Source organism: Kocuria sabuli (genome assembly GCF_040981185.1).
Taxonomy (GTDB): domain Bacteria; phylum Actinomycetota; class Actinomycetes; order Actinomycetales; family Micrococcaceae; genus Kocuria; species Kocuria sabuli.
The window spans coordinates 151,140-171,829 of sequence record NZ_JAVHZE010000001.1; the positions used below are offsets into that span (position 1 = coordinate 151,140).

A 20,690-nucleotide genomic window follows, 5' to 3' on the forward strand; every position below is an offset into this window, starting at 1 on the left:
GGCGCGCGCTGTCCTACTTGGCGGACTTGGCGGACTTGACGGACTTGCCCGACTTCGCGGACCTGGCCGTGGTGTTGTCCCGCTTCTCGCGGATGCGGGCGGCCTTGCCGTGGCGGTCGCGCATGTAGTACAGCTTCGCGCGGCGGACGTCACCGCGGGTGACGACCTCGATCTTCTCGATGACCGGGGAGTGCACCGGGAAGGTGCGCTCCACGCCGACGCCGAAGGAGACCTTGCGGACGGTGAAGGTCTCGTGCACCCCGGCGCCCTGGCGGCCGAGGACGAAGCCCTTGAAGACCTGGACGCGGGAGCGGTTGCCCTCGACGATGTTCACGTGCACGTTGAGGGTGTCGCCCGGACGGAAGTCGGGGACATCGCTGCGCAGGGACTTGGCGTCGAGCTGGTCGAGGATGTTCATGGTGTTTCTCCTGGTGAACGCCGCAGGTCGCTCACGTGGGTCGGCACGGATCCGTGCTGCGCCCCGGTCGGAACCCGGGGCGGGTGCGGAATCCGCAAGACGTGGTGACCGGGGCTCCGATGGGGGTGTCCCGGGTGTCGTGCTGTTGGTCGCTCATCCCCCTGCGGCGGGGGCGTGCCCAGCAGACACAGCTGGTCATTATGCCACAGGTGACCCGGGCGCGTCTCCCCCGGTGCTGTCCTCGCGCAGCACCCGGCTGCCGGCCACGGTCCAGCCCGCCTCGGCGAGGACGGCGCGGTCGGCGCGGTCGAGGCCTGCGGGGTCCAGGGCCGCGACGAGGTCGGGGCGGCGGGCGGCGGTGCGCTGCAGCTGGCGGTCCCGCCGCCAGCGTGCGATCCGGCCGTGGTGGCCCGAGAGCAGGACATCGGGCACGGGACGGTCCCGCCACAGCGCGGGCTTGGTGTAGACGGGGTACTCGAGCAGCCCGTCGGAGTGCGACTCCTCCACCAGCGACTCCGGGTTGCCGATCACGCCCGGCACGAGCCGCCCGATCGCCTCGACCATGGCGAGCACGGCGACCTCCCCGCCGTTGAGGACGTAGTCCCCGAGGCTCATGGGACGGACCTCGAAGTGCCCTCGCGACCAGTCGACGACCCGCTCGTCGATGCCCTCGTAGCGCCCGCACGCGAACACGAGGTGCTCCCGCAGCGCGAGCTCGCGGGCGGTGGCCTGGGTGAAGACCTCGCCGGCCGGGGAGGGCACGACCAGCACCGGCCGCTCCCCCGGGCCGTCGGCCGCCGCGGGGGAACGCTCGAGCGCGGCGCCGAGGGCGAGGGCCCACGGCTCCGGCTTCATGACCATGCCGGCGCCCCCGCCGTAGGGGGTGTCGTCAACCGTGCGGTGCCGGTCGGTGGCGAACCCGCGCAGGTCGGTGACCGTCAGCTCGAGCAGCCCCTGCTGCCGGGCCTTGCCGATGAGCGAGAGGTCCAGGGCGGAGAGGTACTCGGGGAAGATGCTGACGACGTCGATGCGCATCAGCGTCCGCCCTCCGGGCTGCCGGGCTCGGGCGTCCCCTCCTCGAGGCTGAGCTCGAGCAGCCCCGGCGGCGGGGTGACGACGACGAAGCCGCCCTCGGGGTCGACCACCGGCACGATCTCCTCGACGAAGGGCAGCGCCGCCCCGCGGCCGTCCTCGTCCAGGACGATCTCGAGCAGGTCCTGCACGGGCATGGTGCGCAGCCCCGTCACCACGCCGATCCGCGGCCCCGTGCCGTCCTCGGGCCCGGTGCGGACCTCGAGGTCGACCAGCTCGTGCTCGTACCACTCCTCGCCCTCCGGGTCCTCGTCCTGCGCCTCGGCGAAGAGCAGGGTGCCGCGCAGCGTCTCGGCGCCGTTGCGGTCGGGCACCTCCTCGAGGGCCACGACGAGCACGGACTTGTTCCAGCGCGCCCGGCGCACGGTGACGGCACCCTGCGGGGCGAGCGGGGAGGACGGCTCGATCAGCAGCCGGGCACCGGGCGCGAAGCGCTCCTCGGGGGCGTCCGTGAACAGCTGCACGGTGACCTCCCCGCGGATGCCGTGGGGCTTGCCGATGCGGGCGACCTGGACCAACATGTGCGCTCCTGGGGTTGTGCGGCCGCGAGGCCGGGGTCGGGTGCCGACGGCGCGGGGCCGTCAACGCGCACGGTCCCCGCATCCGGTGCGGATGCGAGGACCGTGCGGGCGGCGGGACCGGTCGCCTCGGCGGACCGGTCCGCCTCAGCGGGTGCGGCGGTCGGTGTCGACGACGTCGATCCGGACCGGGCCGTCCTCGGCGAGCGCGCCGATGACGGTGCGCAGCGCCTTGGCCGTGCGGCCCTGGCGGCCGATGACCCGGCCGAGGTCGTCGGGGTGCACCCGGACCTCGAGGGTCTCCGCCCGGCGCCCGCTCTTGGAACGGACGTCGACGTCATCGGGGCTGTCCACGATCCCGCGGACGAGGTGCTCCAACGCGTCGGCGAGCACGACTACTCGGCCTTCTCGGCGTCAGCCGCGGGGGCGTCGTCGGACTCGGTCTTCTCGGCCTTGGGGGTGATCGCCTCGGGGACGATCACGGAACCCTTGTCCGGGGCGACGAACTCGGCCTTGGCCTGGGGCTGCTGGAGGGTGCCCTCGGCGCCCTCCAGGCCCTTGAAGGTCTGCCAGTCGCCGGTGACCTTCAGGATGGCGGCCACGGCCTCGGACGGCTGGGCGCCGACGCCGAGCCAGTACTGGGCCCGCTCGGAGACGACCTCGATGTAGGAGGGATGCTCGGTCGGGTGGTACTTGCCGATCTCCTCGATGACGCGGCCGTCGCGCTTCTTGCGGGAGTCGACGACGACGAGACGGTAACGGGGATCGCGCATCTTGCCCATGCGCTTGAGACGGATCTTAACAGCCACTGGAGTGGACTCTCCTGGTTCTTGGATGATGTGAACGCCCTGGTCCCGCTCCCGTGGGGCGGGCCGGTCGCAGGGGTTCTGTGGACACGAGAAACGTGCGGCGAGAGGGACCGCACGCATCGAGTACCCGTCCAGTATGCCAGACGCGGTCAAGTCCGGCGCCCACCGGCGCGCGGCCCCGTCCGGCGCCCCGCCACGGCCAGGGTCACGGCCGGGCTCACGGCCCGGGTCACTGCTCGAGGCGTGCGGCCTCCCGCCAGCCCAGCGACCGCCCGCCCTGGAACACGGCGCGCTGGTAGATCCGCTCCCCCGCGCGCAGCAGCACCCAGGCCGCGCCGAGGGTGACGGCGAGGGACAGCGCGGGCTGCCACCACGCCACGTCGCCGCCGAGCATCCGCACGGGCATGGCCACGGAGGCGACGACGGGCACGAAGGAGGCGGCCGTGAGCCACGTGCCCTCGGCGTAGAGGCCCACGAACAGGGCGCCGACGAGCACGGTCATGATCGGCCCGGTGCTGGTCTGGAGGTCCTCCGAGCGGGAGGCCAGGGAGCCGAGCACGGCCCAGACGGAGGCCTGCGCGGCGAAGCCGGCCACGAAGAAGGCCAGGAACCAGCCGGAGGCCGCGAGCACCCAGCCGACGTCTCCGGCGAGACCCGCGACGTTGACGCCCACGAGGCCGACGACGGCGTAGAGGCCGATCTGCCCGAAGGCGAGCAGGCAGTTGCCCAGCACCTTCCCGTAGAGCACCTGCCGGATCGGGACGGCGGCCGCGAGGATCTCCACGACCCGGTTCTGCTTCTCCTCCAGCACGGAGTTGGCGATGGCCATGCCGAAGACGATCGCGGCGAGGTAGAACAGCAGCGCGAACACGAGACCCATGGCGAGGCGCACGGGCCCGCGGTCCGGCCCGCCGGTGAGCAGCTCGGTGCGCACCTCGGCGCCCGCCGTGAGCTCCGCGGCCGTCGTGCCCGCCGCGCGGGCGTTCGCCGCGAGGGTCGCGTCGGCGACCGCCTGCTCCAGCACCCGGGCGAGGCCGGGGTCGACGCCGTCCCGGCCGACCACCGTCCAGCCGTCGAGCCCGCGCAGCAGCGCGGCGTCCGCCGACTCGGCGGCCACGGCCGCCCGCGCGGCGTCGGCGGAGCCCGTGCCGTGCACGGTCAGGGTGTCGTCCCCCTCGTCGGCCAGTGCCTGGGCGGCCCGTGCCGTGACGGGCGCCGCCTCCGGGCCGGCGGTGGCGACGACGTGCTCGGCGGCCCGGCCCCCGAACAGCGCGGAGGCGGCGATCGAGGCCGCCACGAGGAGCACCGTGACCGCGGTCGAGAGCAGGAAGGAGCGGTCGCGCAGCTTGACCGAGATCTCGCGGGCCGCGACGGTCCACCACGGCCGGTCGGCCGGCGGGCGGGGGCTCACCGCGTCACCTCGCGGTAGACGTCGGCCAGCGCGGGCACGATCTCGGAGAACTCCACGAGCCCGCGCCGGACGGCCTCCTCGAGCAGACGGTGGCGCGCGTCGCGGTCGTCGGCGAGCTCGAGCACCGCGGTCGGGCCGTCGACGTCGACGACGTGCACGCCGGGCAGGCCGCGGACCCAGCCGGTGTCCTGCTCGCAGCGCAGCCGGTGCCGCCGGGGGCCGGCCCGGCGCAGGTCGTCGACGGCGCCGGCGGCCAGGACGCGGCCGCCGGAGAGGATGACGAGGGAGTCGCAGAGGCGGTCGACGAGGTCGAGTTGGTGGCTCGAGAAGAGCACGGGCACCCCCCGGGCCGTGCGCTCCCGCAGCAGCTCGACCATGGCGTCCACCGCCACGGGGTCGAGGCCGGAGAACGGCTCGTCCAGGACCAGGGCGGCGGGCCCGTGCAGCAGGGCGGCGGCCACCTGGACCTTCTGCTGGTTGCCCAGGGACAGGGACTCCAGCCTGTCCCGGGCGCGCTCGGTCAGGCCGAAGCGCTCCAGCAGCCGGGTGGCCTCCGCCAGCGCGTCGCGGCGGGTCATGCCGTGGAGCCGGCCGAGGTGGCCGAGCTGGTCGAGGACCGCCTGCCGGGGATAGAGCCCGCGCTCCTCGGGCATGTAGCCGAAGCCGGCGCGGTCCGCGGCCGTGATCGGCCGCCCGCCCCACAGGACCTGCCCGGCGGAGACCCGCAGCACGCCCATCAGCATCCGCATGGTGGTGGTCTTGCCCGCTCCGTTGGCCCCGACGAAGCCGGTCATCCGGCCGGGCTCCACGGTGAAGGAGACGTCGTCGACCACGGTGCGCCCCCCGAACGAGCGGCTCAGCCGGCGGGCCTCCAGGACGTCGCCGTCGGGGCGGCTGCGGGCGGCGTGCGCCGCGGGCGTCGTGGTGGTGCTCATGGGCCTGGGTCCTCTCGGCCGGGGCCCGCCCGCAGGGGGCCGGGCGGCTCGGCTCCAGCTTAGGAAGTCCGGGGCTCCGGCGGATCCCCACCCGGGGGGAGCCGGGCCCCCGGTCCGGCGGGCGGGACGTCCGTCCCCGGGCGGAGCCCGCTCAGCCGGCCAGGCCCGCTCGGTGCGCGAAGACGACGGCCTGCACCCGGTCCCGGGATCCCGTCTTGGCGAGGATGTTGGACACGTGGGTCTTGACCGTGGCCGCGCCCAGGAACAGCCGCTGGGCGATCTCCGCGTTGGAGAGCCCCTCGCAGACCAGCCGCAGGACCTCGTGCTCGCGCTCGGTGAGGGACGCGACGATCCGGCGCTGCTCGGGGTCGGCCGGAGCGGGCGCGGGCTCCGGCGCGGCCGGGGACGCGTCGGCGGTCAGGGCGCGGATCACGCGCAGCGTCGCCTCCGGGGCGAGCAGGGCGTGGCCGCCCGCGACGGCGCGCACGGCCTCCACCAGGTCGTCCGGGTCCGCGTTCTTCAGCAGGAAGCCGCTGGCACCGGCGGCGAGCGCGTCGAAGAGGTAGTCCTCCCGGTCGAAGGTCGTGACGATCACGACCTTGGCGCACCCCGTCCCCACGATCCGGCGGGTCGCCTCGATCCCGTCCATCACCGGCATCTGCACGTCCAGCAGGGCCACGTCCACCGCCCCGTCGCGGGCCGCGGCGACGGCCTCGGCGCCGTCGGAGGCCTGGGCCACGACCTCGATGTCGTCCTCGACGGACAGCACCATGGCGAAGCCGGAGCGGACGAGGGCGTGGTCGTCGGCGAGCAGGACGCGGATCATGCTCCCGATCCTCCCACCGACCGCTGCCCGCCGGCGGCAGCCCCGTCCGGCGAGCCGTCGACCGGCAGCGGGCAGCGGACCCGCACCCGCCAGCCCGGCCGGCCCGAGCGCGGCCCGACCTCCGCCTCCCCGCCGTGCAGCCGGACCCGTTCCCGCAGCCCCTGCAGACCGAACCCGGTGCCTGCGGTGCCGCTGCGGGGCGAGCCGCCGTCGAGCACCTCGAGCTCGAGCCAGGGCCCCTCCGGGCCGCGCCCGGTGCGCAGGACGAGCGACGCCGTGGTCGCCGTGGAGTGCCGGATGACGTTGGACAGGGACTCCTGGGCGCACCGGAACACGGAGAGCCCGAGGCCCGGCGGGACCCGTGCCAGGTCCCCCGGCACGTCCTCGACCGTGCGCACGGTCACCGTGAGACCGTTCTCGGCGTGCCGGCGGGCCAGGGCGGGGATGTCGGCCAGCCCCGGGTCGGGCCGGCGCCCGGCCGGGGCGCTCCCGCGGGCGTCCTCGTCCTCCGCGCGCAGGACGCCGAGCAGCTGGCGCATCTCCCCCACCGCCGTCCGGCTGGACTCCTCGACGGTGCGCAGGGCGGCCGTGGCGGCCGGGGGGTCCCGGTCCAGCACCTTGCGGGCGGCGCCGGCCTGGATGCCGATCACCGAGACGTGGTGGGCGACGACGTCGTGCAGCTCCCGGGCGATGCGCAGCCGCTCGTCGACGACGGCGCGGCGGGCGATCTCCGCGGACTGCTCCCTGATCCGCTCCGCCTGGGCGGCCAGGCGGTGCCGCTGGAGCGCCGACCGCCACGAGGCCCGCCCGGCGAGCACCGCCCCGCCGAAGTAGACGACGTTGACGAGCCCGGAGTGCAGCTGGACGGCCAGCAGCTGCGGGATCGGCCCGTCCACGGGCTCCTGCACCTCGACGATCTCCGCGTAGGCCCGGGTGATCGTCAGCTCCACGACCAGCCACAGGGCCATGCAGCCGATCACCACGGACAGGGCGGTCAGCATCGCGCCCCGGTTCCGGGTCCAGGCCACCGCGGCGTACAGGGCCGCGAAGTAGGCGACCTGGTAGGCGAGGAGGAAGGCCGCCGCGATGCTGATGTAGTAGAAGGCGAAGAACAGGACGGAGGACACCAGCAGCACGCCGACGGGGAAGCGGCGCCGCACCGCGAGGGGGAGGATCAGCGCGCTGACGCCCACGTACATCCCCCACGGCTCCTCCGTCTCCGGCACCCCCGCGTAGCTGTGCATCAGCACGGCGCTGAACAGCGCGACCAGCAGGAAGACGGCCGTGCCCAGGACGTCGTTGCGCTGCTGCGCCGCCGTGGGGCCGGGCCGCTCCCAGAACGGGTCCTGGGGGTCGTTCAGCCACGCGGCGACGCGCTCGGGGAACGGGGGGCGCCGGGCGTCGGCGACCGGGGCCGGGTCGGTGACCGCGTGGGCCGCGGCGCCGTCGGCCGTCCCGCGGGCGGCGCCGGTGTGGTCCGTGGCGGATGGAGTGTGCACGCGACCACGCTAGCCCGACGGGGCCCGGGCCGCGGTCCGTCGCCCGGGGGAACCCGCGGGAGGCGGCTCAGCTGCGGTCGAGGCCGAAGAACCGACGCCAGCGTGCGCGCGAGCCCGTCCCCGGCACCGGGGACGGGCCAGTGCGCAGGGCCTCGGTCGCGACCACCGGGGACTCCCCCGCAGGAGTCGCGCCGGAGCGCTCGCCGGTGCGGCGGTGGCGGGCGCCGCGCAGCGCGGCGTAGTAGGCGCTCTCGGCGGCGGCGTCGGCGAGCAGCGCCGCCGAGAGGGTGCCGAGCACGCGCGCCCCGGAGCCGCCGCGCCGGGCGGCCCCGGCGAGGCCCACCCCGAGGGCGGTCTCGGTGCCGGCGAGGGCCAGCAGCAGCTCGGGGCGGCGGACGAGGGCGCGCTGGTACCGGGCGAACAGCCCGTCGCCCGTGGGTGCGATGGTGAGCCCGTGCATCAGCGCGGAGGCCACGGCCGCGGGCTCGTAGTGCTCGGCGCCCTCCAGCTCGGTGATCTCGCGGCGGCCCTCCACGACCTTCGCGGCCAGCACGGGCAGGCCCAGCAGCTGCAGGACCGACTCCAGGACCAGGTCCGTGGACTCGCCCAGGACGTAGTTGCGCAGCCGGTTCACCTCGGCCGGGTCGAGGTCGAAGACCGAGGCGACGGACTCGGTCTGCAGCTCGGAGGTGCTACCGGAGCACAGCCGGACGAGGTCGCGCTCGAACCGGGCGGCCGGGGTCTCCTCGACCTCGACCGCGACCCCGCCGGCGGGCCGCCACTCCGGACCCCACTCGAGGGCGCACACGGCGTCGGCCGCCTCGAGCTCGGTCACGGACGCGGGGTCCTCCCCGCCGAGCAGGACCTCGAACGAACGGGTGGCGCCGTCCGAGGACAGCGTCACGGCCGTCTCGGCGAGCCCGGTGCGCACGGTCCAGAAGTCGACCTCGGCGTCGAAGACCACCACGGACCAGCCGTGCCGGGAGACCGCGGTGAACCCGGTGCCGGACAGGGCGGCGAGCACGGGCAGCTCCGGGGCGTCCAGGTGCACGAGCAGCACCCGGCGCAGGCCGGGGTGCTCGGGCTGCAGCTGGTGGCCGGTCGCGCGGGCGAGTGCCCCGGCGAGCTCGTCGAGGGTGCAGCCGGCCTCCACGGAGCCGTCCTCGGCCGCGCGCGCCAGCCGGCCCCCGGCGTCGGCCAGGAACATGAGCTGCGTGGCCGAGGGGCCTTCCGCGTAGGCGCTGATCAGGCGGTGCTCGGCGATGACCGTGCGCATCCCCTCGCCCGTGGGCCGCGGATCCTGGCCCTCCGGGGCGGTGGCCTCCGTCGCACGGAGCACCGTGGCGGGGACCAGGTCCCACGCGGAGGTGGGGGACGCGATGTCGTCGGCGGGGAGTGAGGTCATGCCGTCCATGCTACGCCGTCGACCCGGCCGGGCCGGGGCCGGGACCGGCGCCGGGCCCGGCCGGGGACCGCTCAGCGGGGGCCGTCGACGAGCTCCCCGGTGGTCCCGTCCTCGAGCGCGGCCAGGGCCTGGCGCAGGCGGTGGGCCAGAGCCGGGCGCAGGTAGGACTCCAACTCCCCCGGGGCCACCCAGCGGTGGCTGAGCAGCTCCTCCTCCTGGACCGTGATGGGCGTGTCGGCGTCGAGCACGCCGCCGTCGTAGACGAAGGAGACCGAGTCCCCCCAGATGCCCATGGCCACGCCGTGGGCCACGACGAGCAGCCGGCCGGGGGCCAGGTGCAGGCCGACCTCCTCGACGACCTCGCGGAAGCACCCGGTGCGGGGGTCCTCCCCCGCCTCCACGGTGCCGCCGGGCACGGTCCAGTCCGACTTGTAGTTGGGCTCGACGAGCAGCACGCGCCCCTCGGGGTCGCGGATGAGGGCCTCCGCGGCGAGCCGGCGGGTGGGCAGGGAGTCCACGAACTTCTTCAGCTCGGGCTCGGAGAGGTAGGAGCTCATCGGGACCTCACTTCTCCAGGAACTTCTCGAAGCCCTTGGGCAGGTTCAGGTCCGCGGGGTCCGGCTGGGCCTGGCCGGCGCCGAACGCCGAGCCGGCGGGCGCCTTCTGCTTGCGCTGCTGCTCGAGGGCCGCGTTCTCCTGCGCGCGCTTGGCGGGGTTGCCCGAGCGGGAGCCGCCCTTCTTCGCGGAGCCCTTGCCCTTGCCCTTCTTGCCGCCGCCGGCGCCCGCACCGGCCCCGGGCATCCCCGGGATGCCGCCGGGCATGCCCGGCACGCCCTTGCCCTGGGCCAGCCGCTTCATCATCTTCTGCGCCTGGGCGAAGCGCTCCATGAGCTGGTTGACCTCGGAGACGGTCACCCCGGAGCCCTTGGCGATGCGGGCGCGGCGGGACCCGTTGATGATCTTCGGCGCCACCCGCTCGTGCGGGGTCATGGAGCGCACGATGGCCTCGACGCGGTCGATCTCGCGCTCGTCGAAGTTCTCCAGCTGCTCGCGCATGCCGGCGGCGCCCGGCATCATCATGAGCATCTTCTTCATCGAGCCCATCTTGCGCAGCTGCTGCATCTGCGCGAGGAAGTCCTCGAAGGTGAAGTCCTCCTGGTCGGTGAACTTCCGGGCCATCTTCTCGGCCTCGGCCCGGTCCCACTGCTTCTCGGCCTGCTCGATCAGGGTGAGGACGTCGCCCATGTCGAGGATCCGGGAGGCCATGCGGTCCGGGTGGAACTGCTCGAAGTCGTCGACGTTCTCGCCCGTGGAGGCGAACATGATCGGCTTGCCGGTCACCGAGGCCACGGACAGGGCGGCGCCGCCGCGGGCGTCGCCGTCGAGCTTGGACAGGACCACGCCCGTGAAGTCGACGCCCTCGTTGAACGCCTGGGCCGTGTTCACGGCGTCCTGGCCGATCATCGCGTCGATGACGAACAGGACCTCGTCCGGCCGGACGGCGTCGCGGATGTCGCGGGCCTGGGTCATGAGCGCCTCGTCGATGCCGAGGCGGCCGGCGGTGTCGACGATGACCACGTCGTGCAGCCGCGCGCGGGCCTGCGCCACGCCGTCGCGGGCGACCTGGACGGGATCGCCCGTGGGGTCGTCGAACTCGGAGGTGGTGCCCGGGTGCGGGGCGAAGACGGGGACCCCGGCGCGCTCGCCCACGACCTGCAGCTGGGTGACCGCGTTGGGGCGCTGGAGGTCCGAGGCCACGAGCAGGGGACGGTGGCCCTGGCCCTTGAGCCACTTGCCGAGCTTGCCGGCGAGGGTGGTCTTGCCGGCGCCCTGGAGGCCGGCGAGCATGATGATCGTGGGGCCGGTCTTGGCCATCCGGATCCGGCGGGTCTGGCCGCCGAGGATGTTCTGCAGCTCCTCGTTGACGATCTTCACGACCTGCTGGCCCGGGTTCAGCGCCTCGGAGACCTCGAGCCCGAGGGCGCGCTCCTTGACCGCGGCGGTGAACTCGCGCACGACCGGGACGGCGACGTCGGCGTCGAGCAGGGCCCGGCGGATCTCCCGCACGGTGGCGTCGACGTCCGCCTCCGTCAGGCGGCCCTTGCCTTTGAGGTTCTTGAAGGTTGCGGTCAACCGGTCGGACAGTGAATTGAACACGGGTCGAAAGCTGCTTTCGTCGAGGGAGGCGGCCGGTGCGCCGCGGCCTGCGCCGCGGGCCGCGGCCCGGCCCGGTGTGGCGGGTCAGTGTCCAAGGTTAGCAACTCCGGGCGGTCGCGGGCCCGCCGCCGTCACGGTCCGGGGACGACGGCGGCCGGCCCCCTCCCGCGGGAGGGGGCCGGCCGCCGGGACGGGAGGGCTCAGAGGGCCGTCTCGTCGCGCTCCCCGGTGCGCACCCGCACGGCGTGGTCCACGTCGGTGACCCACACCTTCCCGTCACCGGCGCGGCCGGTGTTGGCGGAGGAGACGATGACGTCGACGATGTCCGTGGCCTGGTGGTCGTCGACGAGGATCTCGACCCGGACCTTCTCCAGCAGGTCCACCGTGTACTCCGCGCCGCGGTAGACCTCGGTGTGCCCGCGCTGCTGGCCGTAGCCGTGCACGTTCTGGACCGTCATGCCCTGGACGCCGTAGGACTCGAGCGAGGACTTGATGTCCTTGAACTTCTCCGGGCGCACGATCGCGGTGACGAGTTTCATGGTGGAGCTGCCTTTCGTGGGGGTGGGAGGCGTCGGGCGTCTGCGCACGGCTCAGCCGCGCACCGGCTCGGAGCGGCCCGGCTCGAAGGACGTGGCGCCCTCGCCGGCGGTGTGCCGGCCCGGGGTGAAGGAACCCGTGGCGTCGCCGGCCAGGGCGTAGCCGGACTCGGCGTGCTGGGTGATGTCGATGCCGTCGATCTCGTCGCGCTCGGTGATCCGGAAGCCGATGGTCCTGTCGATCGCGAGGGCGATGACGAAGGTCAGCACGGCGCAGTAGAGCACCGAGACGAGCACCGCGACCACCTGGGTGAGCAGCAGGCCGAAGCCGCCGCCGTAGAACAGACCCGCGGTGCCCTCGGAGGGCAGCGCCACGAAGCCCAGGGCCACGGTGCCGACGATGCCGGAGACCAGGTGCACGCCGATGACGTCCAGGGAGTCGTCCATGCGCATCCGGTACTTGAGGCCCACGGCGAGCGCCGAGCAGATCCCCGCCACGAAGCCGATCACGATCGCCCAGACCGGGGAGACGTTGGCGCAGGCCGGGGTGATGGCCACGAGCCCGGCCACGGCACCGGAGGCGGCGCCCAGGGACGTGGCGTGCTGGTCGCGGATGCGCTCGGTGAGCAGCCAGCCGAGCATCGCCGCGGCGGGCGCCACGAGGGTGTTGATCCAGATGAGCCCGGCCTGCTCCGCGGTGCCGGCGGCACCGGCGTTGAAGCCGAACCAGCCGAACCACAGGATGGCGGCGCCGAGCATCACGAGCGGCAGGTTGTGCGGGCGCTGGCTCGGGTCCTTGCCGAAGCCCTGGCGGGCGCCGACGATCGTGATCAGGACCAGCGCGGCCACGCCGGCGTTGATGTGCACCACGAGCCCGCCCGCGAAGTCGATGGCCTCGCCGAGGACCGAGCCCACGGCCCCGTCCTCGGTGAGCAGCCCGCCGCCCCAGACCATGTAGGCCAGCGGGGCGTAGACGAGGGTGGCCCAGACGGGCACGAAGACGGCCCAGGCGCCGAAGCGGGCGCGGTCGGCGATCGCCCCGGAGATCAGGGCGACCGTGATGATGGCGAAGGTCCCGCCGTAGGCGGCGCCGAGCAGGTCCTCGCTGCCGATGAGGTCGGCCAGGGCGAAGGAGGGCACCGGGCTGCCCGTGATGCCGCCCAGGAGCGGGTCCCCGCCGCTCATCGAGTAGCCCCACAGCACCCACACAACCGAGACGAAGGCGATGGAGATGAAGCTCATCATCATCATGTTCAGGACGCCCTTGGCCCGGGTCATCCCGCCGTAGAACAGGGCCAGCCCCGGGGTCATGAAGAAGACCAGGGCTGCCGCGACGATCGTCCACACGTGTCCAGCAGTGATTTCCACGATGTGCACCTCTCTCTCAGGGTTGGTTCGGTCACCGGTGCCACTGGCCCGTTCCCCGCGGGGCCGTCCGGTGCTCACCGTTCCTTGTCGAGTGTCCGAGAGAGATGTTTCGTCCGTCCCCGCCCCGGGTTGCGGACATGTTTCGCGCCCGCCGCGATGATGACGTGCGTGTAAACTGCGGCGGGCGCGTGGGTCGTCGGGGGGACGGATCAGTCGAGCAGGGCGTCCACGAAGCTCTCCGGCTCGAAGGGCGCGAGGTCGTCCGGGCCCTCGCCGAGGCCGATGAGCTTGACGGGGACCCCGAGGCTCTTCTGGATGGCCACCACGATGCCGCCCTTGGCGGTGCCGTCGAGCTTGGTGAGGACGATGCCGGTGACGTCCACGGCCTCGGAGAACACCCGGGCCTGCGTCATGCCGTTCTGCCCGGTGGTCGCGTCGATGACGAGCAGGACCTCGTCGATGACGGCGGCCTTCTCGACCACCCGCTTGATCTTGCCGAGCTGGTCCATCAGGCCGGCCTTGTTCTGCAGCCGCCCGGCGGTGTCGATCATCACGACGTCCGCCTCCTGCTCGATGCCGGCGACCACGGAGTCGTAGGCGACGGAGGCCGGGTCGGCGCCCTCGACGTCGGAGCGCACCGTGGGCACGCCCACGCGGGCGCCCCAGGTGGAGAGCTGGTCCGCGGCCGCGGCGCGGAAGGTGTCGGCGGCGCCGAGCAGGACGTCCTTGTCCTCCGCGACGAGCACGCGGGCCAGCTTGCCCACGGTGGTGGTCTTGCCGACCCCGTTGACGCCGACCACGAGGACGACGGCGGGGACCGGGCCCTTGCGGGACACGGCCAGCGACCGGTCCATCGTGGGGTCCACGAGCTTGACGAGCTCCTCGCGGAGCATGGCCTTCACGTGGGCGGGGTCGTCGGTGCCCTCCACCTTGACCCGGCGCTGGAGCGACTCCACGAGCTCCGTCGAGGCGTCCGTGCCGAGGTCGGCGAGCAGCAGCGTCTCCTCGACCTCGTCCCACACGTCCTGGTCGATGCGGTCGCGGGAGAGCAGGGCCAGCAGGCCCTTGCCGAGGACGTTGTTGGACCGGGCCAGCCGGCCGCGCAGGCGGGCCATCCGGGACGCCGCCGACTCGGGCCGGTCCAGCTTCCGGCGGGTGTCCGCCGGCGGCGCCGGCGCGGTGCCGGGCTCCAGGTCCCCGGGGGCCTCGACGGGACCCCCCTCGAGGTCGTCGGCGTCCCGGGTGGAGGGGTATCCGCCGCGGGGTGCCTTGGGCCCGCGCAGCAGCACGAGGCCGAGCAGACCGAGGACCACGACGGCGATGAGCACGTATGCGAGAACGGGTATCGAATCCACGTCCCCCACTTTCTCACACTGCTCCCGGCCCTCGCCCGGCGGCGGCGGGGTCCCGCGTCCCAGGGGGGTCCTAGACTCGACGGGTGCCCGTTCAGCCCTCCGCCCCCGCGCCCGAGCGCGACCGCGTCCCCCAGCAGATCACGGTGCTCATCTCCGCCGCCTTCGTCATCGCGATCGGCTACGGGATCGTGGCGCCCGTGCTCCCCCAGTTCGCCACGACCTTCGGGGTCGGGGTGGCCGCGGCCTCCGCCGTGGTCAGCGTCTTCGCCCTCGCCCGCCTGTTCTTCGCCCCGGTGGGCGGGCGGATCCTGAACCGGATCGGCGAGCGGCCCACCTACGTGCTGGGCGTGCTCATCGTGGCGCTGTCCTCGGCGGCCACCGCGTTCGCCGAGACCTACTGGCAGCTGCTGCTGTTCCGGGGCCTCGGTGGGATCGGGTCGGTGATGTTCACGATCTCGGCGATGGGCCTCATCGTGCGGCTGGCCCCGCCGCGGATGCGCGGGCGGGTCTCCGGCTACTACGCCTCGGCGTTCCTCGTGGGCGGGGTGCTGGGACCGGTGGTCGGCGGTCTGCTCGCCGGGCTTGGGATGCAGGCCCCGTTCCTCATCTACGCGGTCGCCCTGCTCGTGGCGGTGGCCGTGGTGCACTTCCGGCTCAAGGACGAGGTCCTCGGGACGGGCAAGGACCGGAGGAACCAGCCGGTGATGACCGTGGCCGAGGCCCGCCGGGTGGGCGCCTACCGCTCCGCGCTCGTCTCCAGCTTCGCCAACGGGTGGACCGCCCACGGCATCCGGGTGGCCCTCGTGCCGCTGTTCGCGGTCGCCGTCCTCGGGGCCGGTCCCGCCGTGGCGGGCCTGGCCCTGGCCGTCTACGCGGCGGGCAACGCGCTGGCCCTGCCGGTCACCGGCCGGCTGACCGACCGGTACGGGCGCAAGCCGCTCGTGCTCACCGGGCTCCTGGTCAACGGTGTCGCCACCATGGGCCTCGGCCTGGTCCAGGACGTCCCGTGGTTCGTGGTCCTGTCCCTGGTGGCGGGCATGGGCTCCGGGACGATGAACCCCGGCCAGCAGGCCACCGTGGCCGACGTCATCGGACCGGACCGGGCCGGCGGGCCGGTGCTGGCGCGGTTCCAGATGAGCGCCGACGCCGGCCAGATCCTCGGTCCCGTGGTGGCCGGCGCGCTCGCCGACGCCGCGGGCTTCGGCTGGGCCTTCGGCGTCTCGGGGGCGCTCGTGCTGCTGGCGGCCGGGGCGTGGCTGCCCGTGCGCGACACCATGGAGCGGCCCGGCGCCGTGGCCGCGCGCCCGGCCGCGCCGTAGCCCTCCGGGATCAGCGCAGCTCGGCGAGCCGCTGCCCGACCACGGTGGTCACGCCGTCGCCGCGCATGGCGACGCCGTAGAGGGCGTCGGCGATCTCCATGGTCCGCTTCTGGTGCGTGACGATGATCAGCTGCGAGGTCTCCTGCAGCTGGCGGAAGATGCTCAGCAGCCGCCCGAGGTTGCGGTCGTCGAGGGCCGCCTCGACCTCGTCCATGACGTAGAAGGGCGAGGGGCGGGCCTTGAAGATCGCCACCAGCAGCGCGATCGCGGTCAGCGACCGCTCCCCGCCGGAGAGCAGGGACAGCCGCTTGATCCTCTTCCCCGCGGGACGGGCCTCGACGTCGATGCCGGTGCCGAGCATGTCCGTGGGGTCGGTCAGCCGCAGCCGGCCCTCGCCCCCCGGGAAGAGCGTCGCGAAGACTCCCTCGAACTCGCGCGCGGTGTCGGCGTAGGCCTCGGTGAAGACCCGTTCCACGTGCTCGTCCACCTCGCGGAGGATGCTGCGCAGGTCCTGCCGGGAGCGCTTCAGGTCCTCGAGCTGCTCGGCGAGGAAGCGGTGCCGCTCCTCGAGCGCCGCGAACTCCTCCAGCGCCAGCGGGTTCACCCGGCCCAGCGAGGCCAGCTCCTTCTCGGCGCGGCGCAGCCGCTTCTCCTGCTCGGCGCGCACGAAGGGCGCGCCCTCCGCGTCCCCGGACGAGACGTCCTGCCCGTCGCCGGGGCCCTCCGGTCCCGCCGGGCCCGTCCCTGCCGTGGGGTCCGTCTCTGCTGTGGGGTCCGTCTGTGCCGCGGGGTCCGGGATCGGCAGGTGCGGCCCGTAGTGCTCCACGAGCGCGTCCGGCGTGAGGCCCAGCTCCTCGAGGGAGCGCTCCTCCAGGGCCTGGATCCGGGCGCGCTGCTGGGTCCGGGCCAGCTCGTCCCGGTGCACGGAGTCGGTGAGCTCGGCGACCCGGGCGGCGAGCCGGTCGTTCGTGGCCCGCAGCTCCGTGAGCTCCGCGTCCAGCCCGGCGCGCACGGCCTCGGCCCGGTCCCGGTCCCGGGCGGCGGCGGCCACGGACGCCTCGATGCGCAGCAGCATCCGCTCGGCCGCAGTGAGCACGGCCTCGGCGGTGCGGGCCTGGAGCCGGCGGCGCTGCGCCCGGCGCTCGGCCTCCTCCCGGGCCCGGTGCTCCGCGGCGGCGGCCCGCTCCTGGGAGGCGGCCCGGCTGCCCAGGGCGCGGGCCTGCTCCTCGAGGGAGCGCAGGGCCAGCCGGGCCTCGGTCTCGGCGGTACGGGCGGCCGCGGCGGTGCGGTGCCGCGCGTCGCGGCGGGCGGCGGCCTCCAGCTGGGCGTCCTCGGTGTCCTCCGTGCCGAGGTCCTCGGCGGCCTCGAGCCGCTCGACGACCTCGCGCAGCCGCTGCTGCTCCCCGGCCAGGTGACGGTCCGCGGCCGCGACCTGCTCCCGGAAGCGGCCGGTCTCCGCCTCGGCGGACTCCAGCACGGCCCGGACCCGGGCCAGCTCGGAGCCGGCCCGCTCGGCCGCGCGCTCCGCGGAGCGGGCCGCCGCCGCGGTCTCCCGGGCGCGCTCGCGGGTGGTCCCGCGCAGCTGCGCGGCCGTGCTCGCCGCGGCCCGGGCCCGGTCGAGGGACGCGGCGAGCCGGGTCTGCTCCTGCTCGGCGCGCTCGGCGGCGGCGCGGGTCTCGAGCGTGCCGGCGGCCTCGGCGGCCCCGCCCCAGGCGCTGGAGGCGGTGAACACGTCGCCGTCGCGGGTCACGGCGGTCAGCTCCGGCCGAGCGGCCACGATCCGGGCCGCCGTGGCCGGGTCCTCCGTGAGCACGGTGCCGGCCAGCAGGGCGCGGACCGCGGCCGCGCCGCGGACCGCGCCGTCGTCCCCGGCCGCCGCCCCGGCGCCGGGGACGAGGACCGCGCCGGCGGGCCGGACCCCGGGCAGGTCCGGGACGGCCGGGGCCGGTGCGGCCGGGCCGGGATCGCCGGCGACGAGGAGGTGCACCCGGCCCACCCCGTCACCACGCAGGTCCTCGAAGACCGAGACGGCGGCACCGTGAGAGCGCACGGCGAGAGCCTCCGCGAGCGGGCCCAGCGCGGCGGTCACGGCCCGCTCCCAGCCGGGCTCGACGCCCACGAGGTCGGCGACGGCGCCCTGCACGGCGTCCGGGTGCCGCTCCCGGACGGCCTCCGAGCCGTCGGGCTGGCGCAGGCCCGCCCGCAGGGTCTCGGCGCGGGCCCGCTGGGCGTCGTGGGCGCGCAGCAGCTCCTGCGCGGCGTCCTCCGCCTCCCGCGCGGCCGCGCGTGCGTCGCCGGCCGCGGCCTCCGCCTCCTCGTGCTCCGCGCGCGCCCGTCCGGCGGCAGCGGCCGCGTCCCGGGCGGCCAGCGCGAGGCCGTCGGCCTCCGTGCCGGCCCGCGCCCGGCGCTGCCCGGCCTCCGCGTGGGTGGCGTGCAGCCGGGAGAGCTCGTTCTCGGCCGCCTCCACCCGGGAGCGGGCCGCCGTGACGGCGCCCGTCAGCCGGGCCAGGCCCTCCCGCCGGTCGGCGGCGGCCCGGAGCAGACCGGTGACCTCGGCGTCCTGGGCGCGCGCGGCGGCCTCGGCGTCCTCCCGGTCCTGGACGGCCGCGGCGAGCGCGTCCGTGGCGGCCTCGACCCGGCCCAGGAGCCGCTCCAGCTCCTCCCGGGTGCGGGCGGCCTGGGCCGCGAGCCGCTCCGGATCACGGACCGGCTCGGGCGGCTCGGCCGCCGGGCCCAGCAGGCGGCGGCGCTCCGCGGCCAGCGAGGCCAGCGAGCGGTAGCGCTCCTGCACCGCGGTGAGCTGGTACCACGTGTCCCGGGCGGCGTTGAGCGCGGGGGTCGCCTGCGCGGCGCGGGCCTCGACGTCGGCCTGCCGGGCGCGCCCGGCGCCGAGGCCCTGCTCGGCCTCCGCCCGCTCGGCGCGCAGCCGGCGCTCGAGGTCGTCGTCGGCCGCGAGGGACGTGCGGGCCCGGACGAGGTCGTCGGCGAGCAGCCGGGCCCGGGCGTCGCGGACATCGTGCTGGATCCGCTGGGCGCGGCGGGCCACCCGCGCCTGCCGGCCCAGCGGCGTGAGCTGGCGGCGGATCTCCGCCGTGAGGTCCTCGAGCCGGTCCAGGTTGGCCTGCATCGACTCGAGCTTGCGCAGCGTGCGCTCCTTGCGGCGGCGGTGCTTGAGGATCCCCGAGGCCTCCTCGACGAAGCCGCGGCGCTCCTCGGGGCTCGCGTGCAGGATGCGGTCGAGCTGGCCCTGGCCCACGATGACGTGCATCTCGCGGCCGAGCCCGGAGTCGGAGAGCAGCTCCTGGATGTCGAGCAGCCGGCAGGCCCGCCCGTTGACGGCGTACTCGGAGCCCCCCGAGCGGAAGAGCGTGCGGGAGATCGTGACCTCGGAGTACTCGATCGGCAGGGCGCCGTCGGCGTTGTCGATGGTCAGCGAGACGTGGGCGCGGCCGAGCGGGGCTCGCCCGGCGGTGCCCGCGAAGATCACGTCCTCCATCTTGCCGCCGCGCAGCGACTTCGCGCCCTGCTCCCCCATGACCCACGAGAGGGCGTCCACCACGTTGGACTTGCCCGAGCCGTTGGGCCCGACGACGGCGGTGACCCCGGGCTCGAACTCGAACGTGGTGGCCGAGGCGAAGGACTTGAACCCCCGCACGGTCAGGGTCTTCAGGTGCACGGGCGGCCGGTCTCCTGGAATGGGGAAGCGTCGGGGGGTCGCATCCACTGTACTCGGGCGCACTCCCGCGGCGGCGGCACCGCCCGCCTGCGCGGCGGCCGGCGGAAAAGGTAAGCCTACAGAGAAACGCGGGGGTCCGAGCGCCGGTCCCGGAACCGGCCGGTAGACTGACCGCGACCAGCACGACCTGCCCTCCCCGTGACCGCGCCCCTCGGGCCCCGGACGGGGTCGTCGGCGAGCCCCTAACGAAAGCCAGAGACCTTGACCGGTAATTCCACGATCCGTCACCAGAACGCCGCCCTCCTGGCCATCACCAAGGTGGAGGCCGACGAGGTGGTCCCCTCGTCGCGGTCCGACGAGATCCTCGAGGAGACCTTCGCGAGACTCAAGATGCCCAAGGGGCTGCTCCAGCGGCTGGCAGGTGTGAACGAACGGCGCGAGTGGGCGCCGGGACGGCACTTCTCGGACGGCGCCGTGGAAGCGGGGGTGGCAGCGATGGAGCAGGCCGGTGTCCGCCCGGACCAGGTCGGGCTGCTGATCAACGCGTCGGTGACCCGCGACGGCTACGAGCCCGCGGTCTCCGTGGCCGTCCACCACCGGCTCGGCCTGTCCCCGTCGGCCCTGAACTTCGACGTGACCAACGCCTGCCTGGGCTTCGTCAACGCCCTCACCATCGCCTCGTCGATGATCGACTCCGGCGCGATCGAGTACGCCGTGGTGATCGCCGGGGAGGACCCGACCCCGTGGCACCGCGAGACCTACGAGCGACTGCAGGCCCCGGACGTCACCCGGGACCAGGTGGTGCGCGAGTTCGCCACGCTGACCCTGGGCTGCGGCGCGGCCGCGGCCGTCGTCGGCCCCACCGACCGGCACCCCGAGGGGCACCGCATCGCCGGGTCCGTGGCCCGCTCCGCGACCCAGCACCACGGGCTGTGCATCGGCGGCTTCGACGGCATGTACACCGACGCGACCGGCCTGCTCAAGCACGGGGTGGGCCTGCTCGTGGACGCCTGGCACGACGCCCACGACGACGGTTGGGACTGGACCGACATGGACCGCTACATCGCCCACCAGGTCTCCACGTCCCACACCAACAAGCTGCTCGAGGACGTCGGGATCGACCCGGACCGCTTCCCGCTGACGTTCCCGTTCTGGGGCAACGTGGCGGCCGCCGCCCTGCCGATGACCCTCGCCCTGGAGGCCGAGCAGCTCGAGGCCGGCCAGCGCGTCCTCCTCCTGGGCGTCGGCTCGGGGCTGAACTCGACCTACATGGAGATCGACTGGTGATCCCCCGGCGCTGAGCGCCGCCCGACCGCACCCGCCCGACCGCAGCCGACGAGGAGCCCACGACCATGGCACGCAGACG

Annotated in this window: 18 protein-coding genes; 2 read left to right on the forward strand and 16 right to left on the reverse strand. The window is 74.7% G+C overall.

Going from position 1 to position 20,690, the window contains the following annotated elements; translation table 11 throughout:
• Positions 1-13 precede the first annotated feature (13 nt).
• From rplS to ftsY, 15 genes are all read right to left on the reverse strand, one after another.
• A complete protein-coding gene (rplS, locus tag RE027_RS00695) occupies positions 14-418 on the reverse strand; it encodes a 50S ribosomal protein L19 (RefSeq protein WP_368806312.1) in 405 nt (134 codons plus the stop codon).
• A gap of 198 nt (positions 419-616) precedes the next feature.
• Positions 617-1,453, reverse strand: a complete 837-nt coding sequence (trmD, locus tag RE027_RS00700) for a tRNA (guanosine(37)-N1)-methyltransferase TrmD (protein WP_368806313.1) — start codon at positions 1,451-1,453, stop codon at positions 617-619.
• Complete coding sequence (gene rimM, locus RE027_RS00705) at positions 1,453-2,031, reverse strand: ribosome maturation factor RimM (RefSeq protein WP_368806314.1); 579 nt, start codon at positions 2,029-2,031, stop codon at positions 1,453-1,455. The genes trmD and rimM overlap by 1 nt, the downstream gene beginning before the upstream one ends.
• A 144-nt stretch (positions 2,032-2,175) precedes the next feature.
• Entirely contained in the window at positions 2,176-2,421 is a 246-nt protein-coding gene (locus RE027_RS00710; protein ID WP_368806315.1) for an RNA-binding protein, read from the reverse strand.
• Positions 2,422-2,423: 2 nt separating this feature from the next.
• On the reverse strand, positions 2,424-2,837 hold the full coding sequence (gene rpsP, locus RE027_RS00715; protein WP_368806316.1) for a 30S ribosomal protein S16: 414 nt from the start codon (positions 2,835-2,837) through the stop codon (positions 2,424-2,426).
• A 229-nt stretch (positions 2,838-3,066) separates the two neighbouring features.
• Positions 3,067-4,248: an ABC transporter permease gene (locus tag RE027_RS00720; RefSeq protein ID WP_368806317.1), complete on the reverse strand. Its 1,182-nt coding sequence runs from the start codon at positions 4,246-4,248 to the stop codon at positions 3,067-3,069.
• Entirely contained in the window at positions 4,245-5,183 is a 939-nt protein-coding gene (locus RE027_RS00725; protein ID WP_368806318.1) for an ABC transporter ATP-binding protein, read from the reverse strand. The genes RE027_RS00720 and RE027_RS00725 overlap by 4 nt, the downstream gene beginning before the upstream one ends.
• Before the next feature lie 151 nt (positions 5,184-5,334).
• A complete protein-coding gene (locus RE027_RS00730; protein ID WP_368806319.1) occupies positions 5,335-6,009 on the reverse strand; it encodes a response regulator in 675 nt (224 codons plus the stop codon).
• A complete protein-coding gene (locus tag RE027_RS00735; RefSeq protein WP_368806320.1) occupies positions 6,006-7,508 on the reverse strand; it encodes a sensor histidine kinase in 1,503 nt (500 codons plus the stop codon). Before RE027_RS00735 ends, RE027_RS00730 begins: the two co-directional genes overlap by 4 nt.
• A gap of 67 nt (positions 7,509-7,575) precedes the next feature.
• The gene (locus RE027_RS00740; RefSeq protein ID WP_368806321.1) at positions 7,576-8,913 is read right to left on the reverse strand and encodes a hypothetical protein; all 1,338 of its coding nucleotides are present in this window, start codon (positions 8,911-8,913) and stop codon (positions 7,576-7,578) included.
• 71 nt (positions 8,914-8,984) lie between these two features.
• Positions 8,985-9,470 (reverse strand): NUDIX domain-containing protein, encoded by a 486-nt coding sequence (locus tag RE027_RS00745; protein ID WP_368806322.1) that lies wholly within the window; start codon positions 9,468-9,470, stop codon positions 8,985-8,987.
• A gap of 7 nt (positions 9,471-9,477) precedes the next feature.
• Positions 9,478-11,070 (reverse strand): signal recognition particle protein, encoded by a 1,593-nt coding sequence (gene ffh / locus RE027_RS00750; protein ID WP_368806323.1) that lies wholly within the window; start codon positions 11,068-11,070, stop codon positions 9,478-9,480.
• 200 nt (positions 11,071-11,270) lie between these two features.
• Positions 11,271-11,609 (reverse strand): P-II family nitrogen regulator, encoded by a 339-nt coding sequence (locus RE027_RS00755; RefSeq protein ID WP_368806324.1) that lies wholly within the window; start codon positions 11,607-11,609, stop codon positions 11,271-11,273.
• A 51-nt stretch (positions 11,610-11,660) separates the two neighbouring features.
• A complete protein-coding gene (locus RE027_RS00760) occupies positions 11,661-12,974 on the reverse strand; it encodes an ammonium transporter (protein ID WP_368806325.1) in 1,314 nt (437 codons plus the stop codon).
• 209 nt (positions 12,975-13,183) lie between these two features.
• On the reverse strand, positions 13,184-14,338 hold the full coding sequence (gene ftsY, locus RE027_RS00765; protein WP_438612399.1) for a signal recognition particle-docking protein FtsY: 1,155 nt from the start codon (positions 14,336-14,338) through the stop codon (positions 13,184-13,186).
• A 74-nt stretch (positions 14,339-14,412) separates the two neighbouring features.
• Here ftsY and RE027_RS00770 point away from each other — a divergent pair, with 74 nt between their 5' ends.
• Positions 14,413-15,648 (forward strand): MFS transporter, encoded by a 1,236-nt coding sequence (locus RE027_RS00770; RefSeq protein ID WP_368806327.1) that lies wholly within the window; start codon positions 14,413-14,415, stop codon positions 15,646-15,648.
• A 10-nt stretch (positions 15,649-15,658) separates the two neighbouring features.
• Here the strand turns inward: RE027_RS00770 and smc are convergent, their stop codons facing one another.
• Positions 15,659-19,324 carry a chromosome segregation protein SMC gene (gene smc / locus RE027_RS00775; protein WP_368806328.1) on the reverse strand — a complete coding sequence of 1,222 codons (3,666 nt, stop codon included), beginning with the start codon at positions 19,322-19,324 and terminating at the stop codon, positions 15,659-15,661.
• Between the two features lie 261 nt (positions 19,325-19,585).
• On the opposite strand from smc, the gene RE027_RS00780 reads away from it, so the two are divergent.
• A complete protein-coding gene (locus tag RE027_RS00780; RefSeq protein WP_368806329.1) occupies positions 19,586-20,611 on the forward strand; it encodes a 3-oxoacyl-ACP synthase III in 1,026 nt (341 codons plus the stop codon).
• The last annotated feature ends 79 nt before the right edge of the window (positions 20,612-20,690 follow it).

What these genes read in the sequence shown, in the direction of transcription:
- RE027_RS00730 (WP_368806319.1), bottom strand. Translation starts at nt 6,009, where the DNA reads ATGATCCGCGTCCTGCTCGCCGACGACCACGCCCTCGTCCGCTCCGGC.
- RE027_RS00745 (WP_368806322.1), bottom strand. Translation starts at nt 9,470, where the DNA reads ATGAGCTCCTACCTCTCCGAGCCCGAGCTGAAGAAGTTCGTGGACTCC.
- rimM (WP_368806314.1), bottom strand. Translation starts at nt 2,031, where the DNA reads ATGTTGGTCCAGGTCGCCCGCATCGGCAAGCCCCACGGCATCCGCGGG.
- RE027_RS00725 (WP_368806318.1), bottom strand. Translation starts at nt 5,183, where the DNA reads ATGAGCACCACCACGACGCCCGCGGCGCACGCCGCCCGCAGCCGCCCC.
- trmD (WP_368806313.1), bottom strand. Translation starts at nt 1,453, where the DNA reads ATGCGCATCGACGTCGTCAGCATCTTCCCCGAGTACCTCTCCGCCCTG.
- RE027_RS00740 (WP_368806321.1), bottom strand. Translation starts at nt 8,913, where the DNA reads ATGACCTCACTCCCCGCCGACGACATCGCGTCCCCCACCTCCGCGTGG.
- rplS (WP_368806312.1), bottom strand. Translation starts at nt 418, where the DNA reads ATGAACATCCTCGACCAGCTCGACGCCAAGTCCCTGCGCAGCGATGTC.
- RE027_RS00755 (WP_368806324.1), bottom strand. Translation starts at nt 11,609, where the DNA reads ATGAAACTCGTCACCGCGATCGTGCGCCCGGAGAAGTTCAAGGACATC.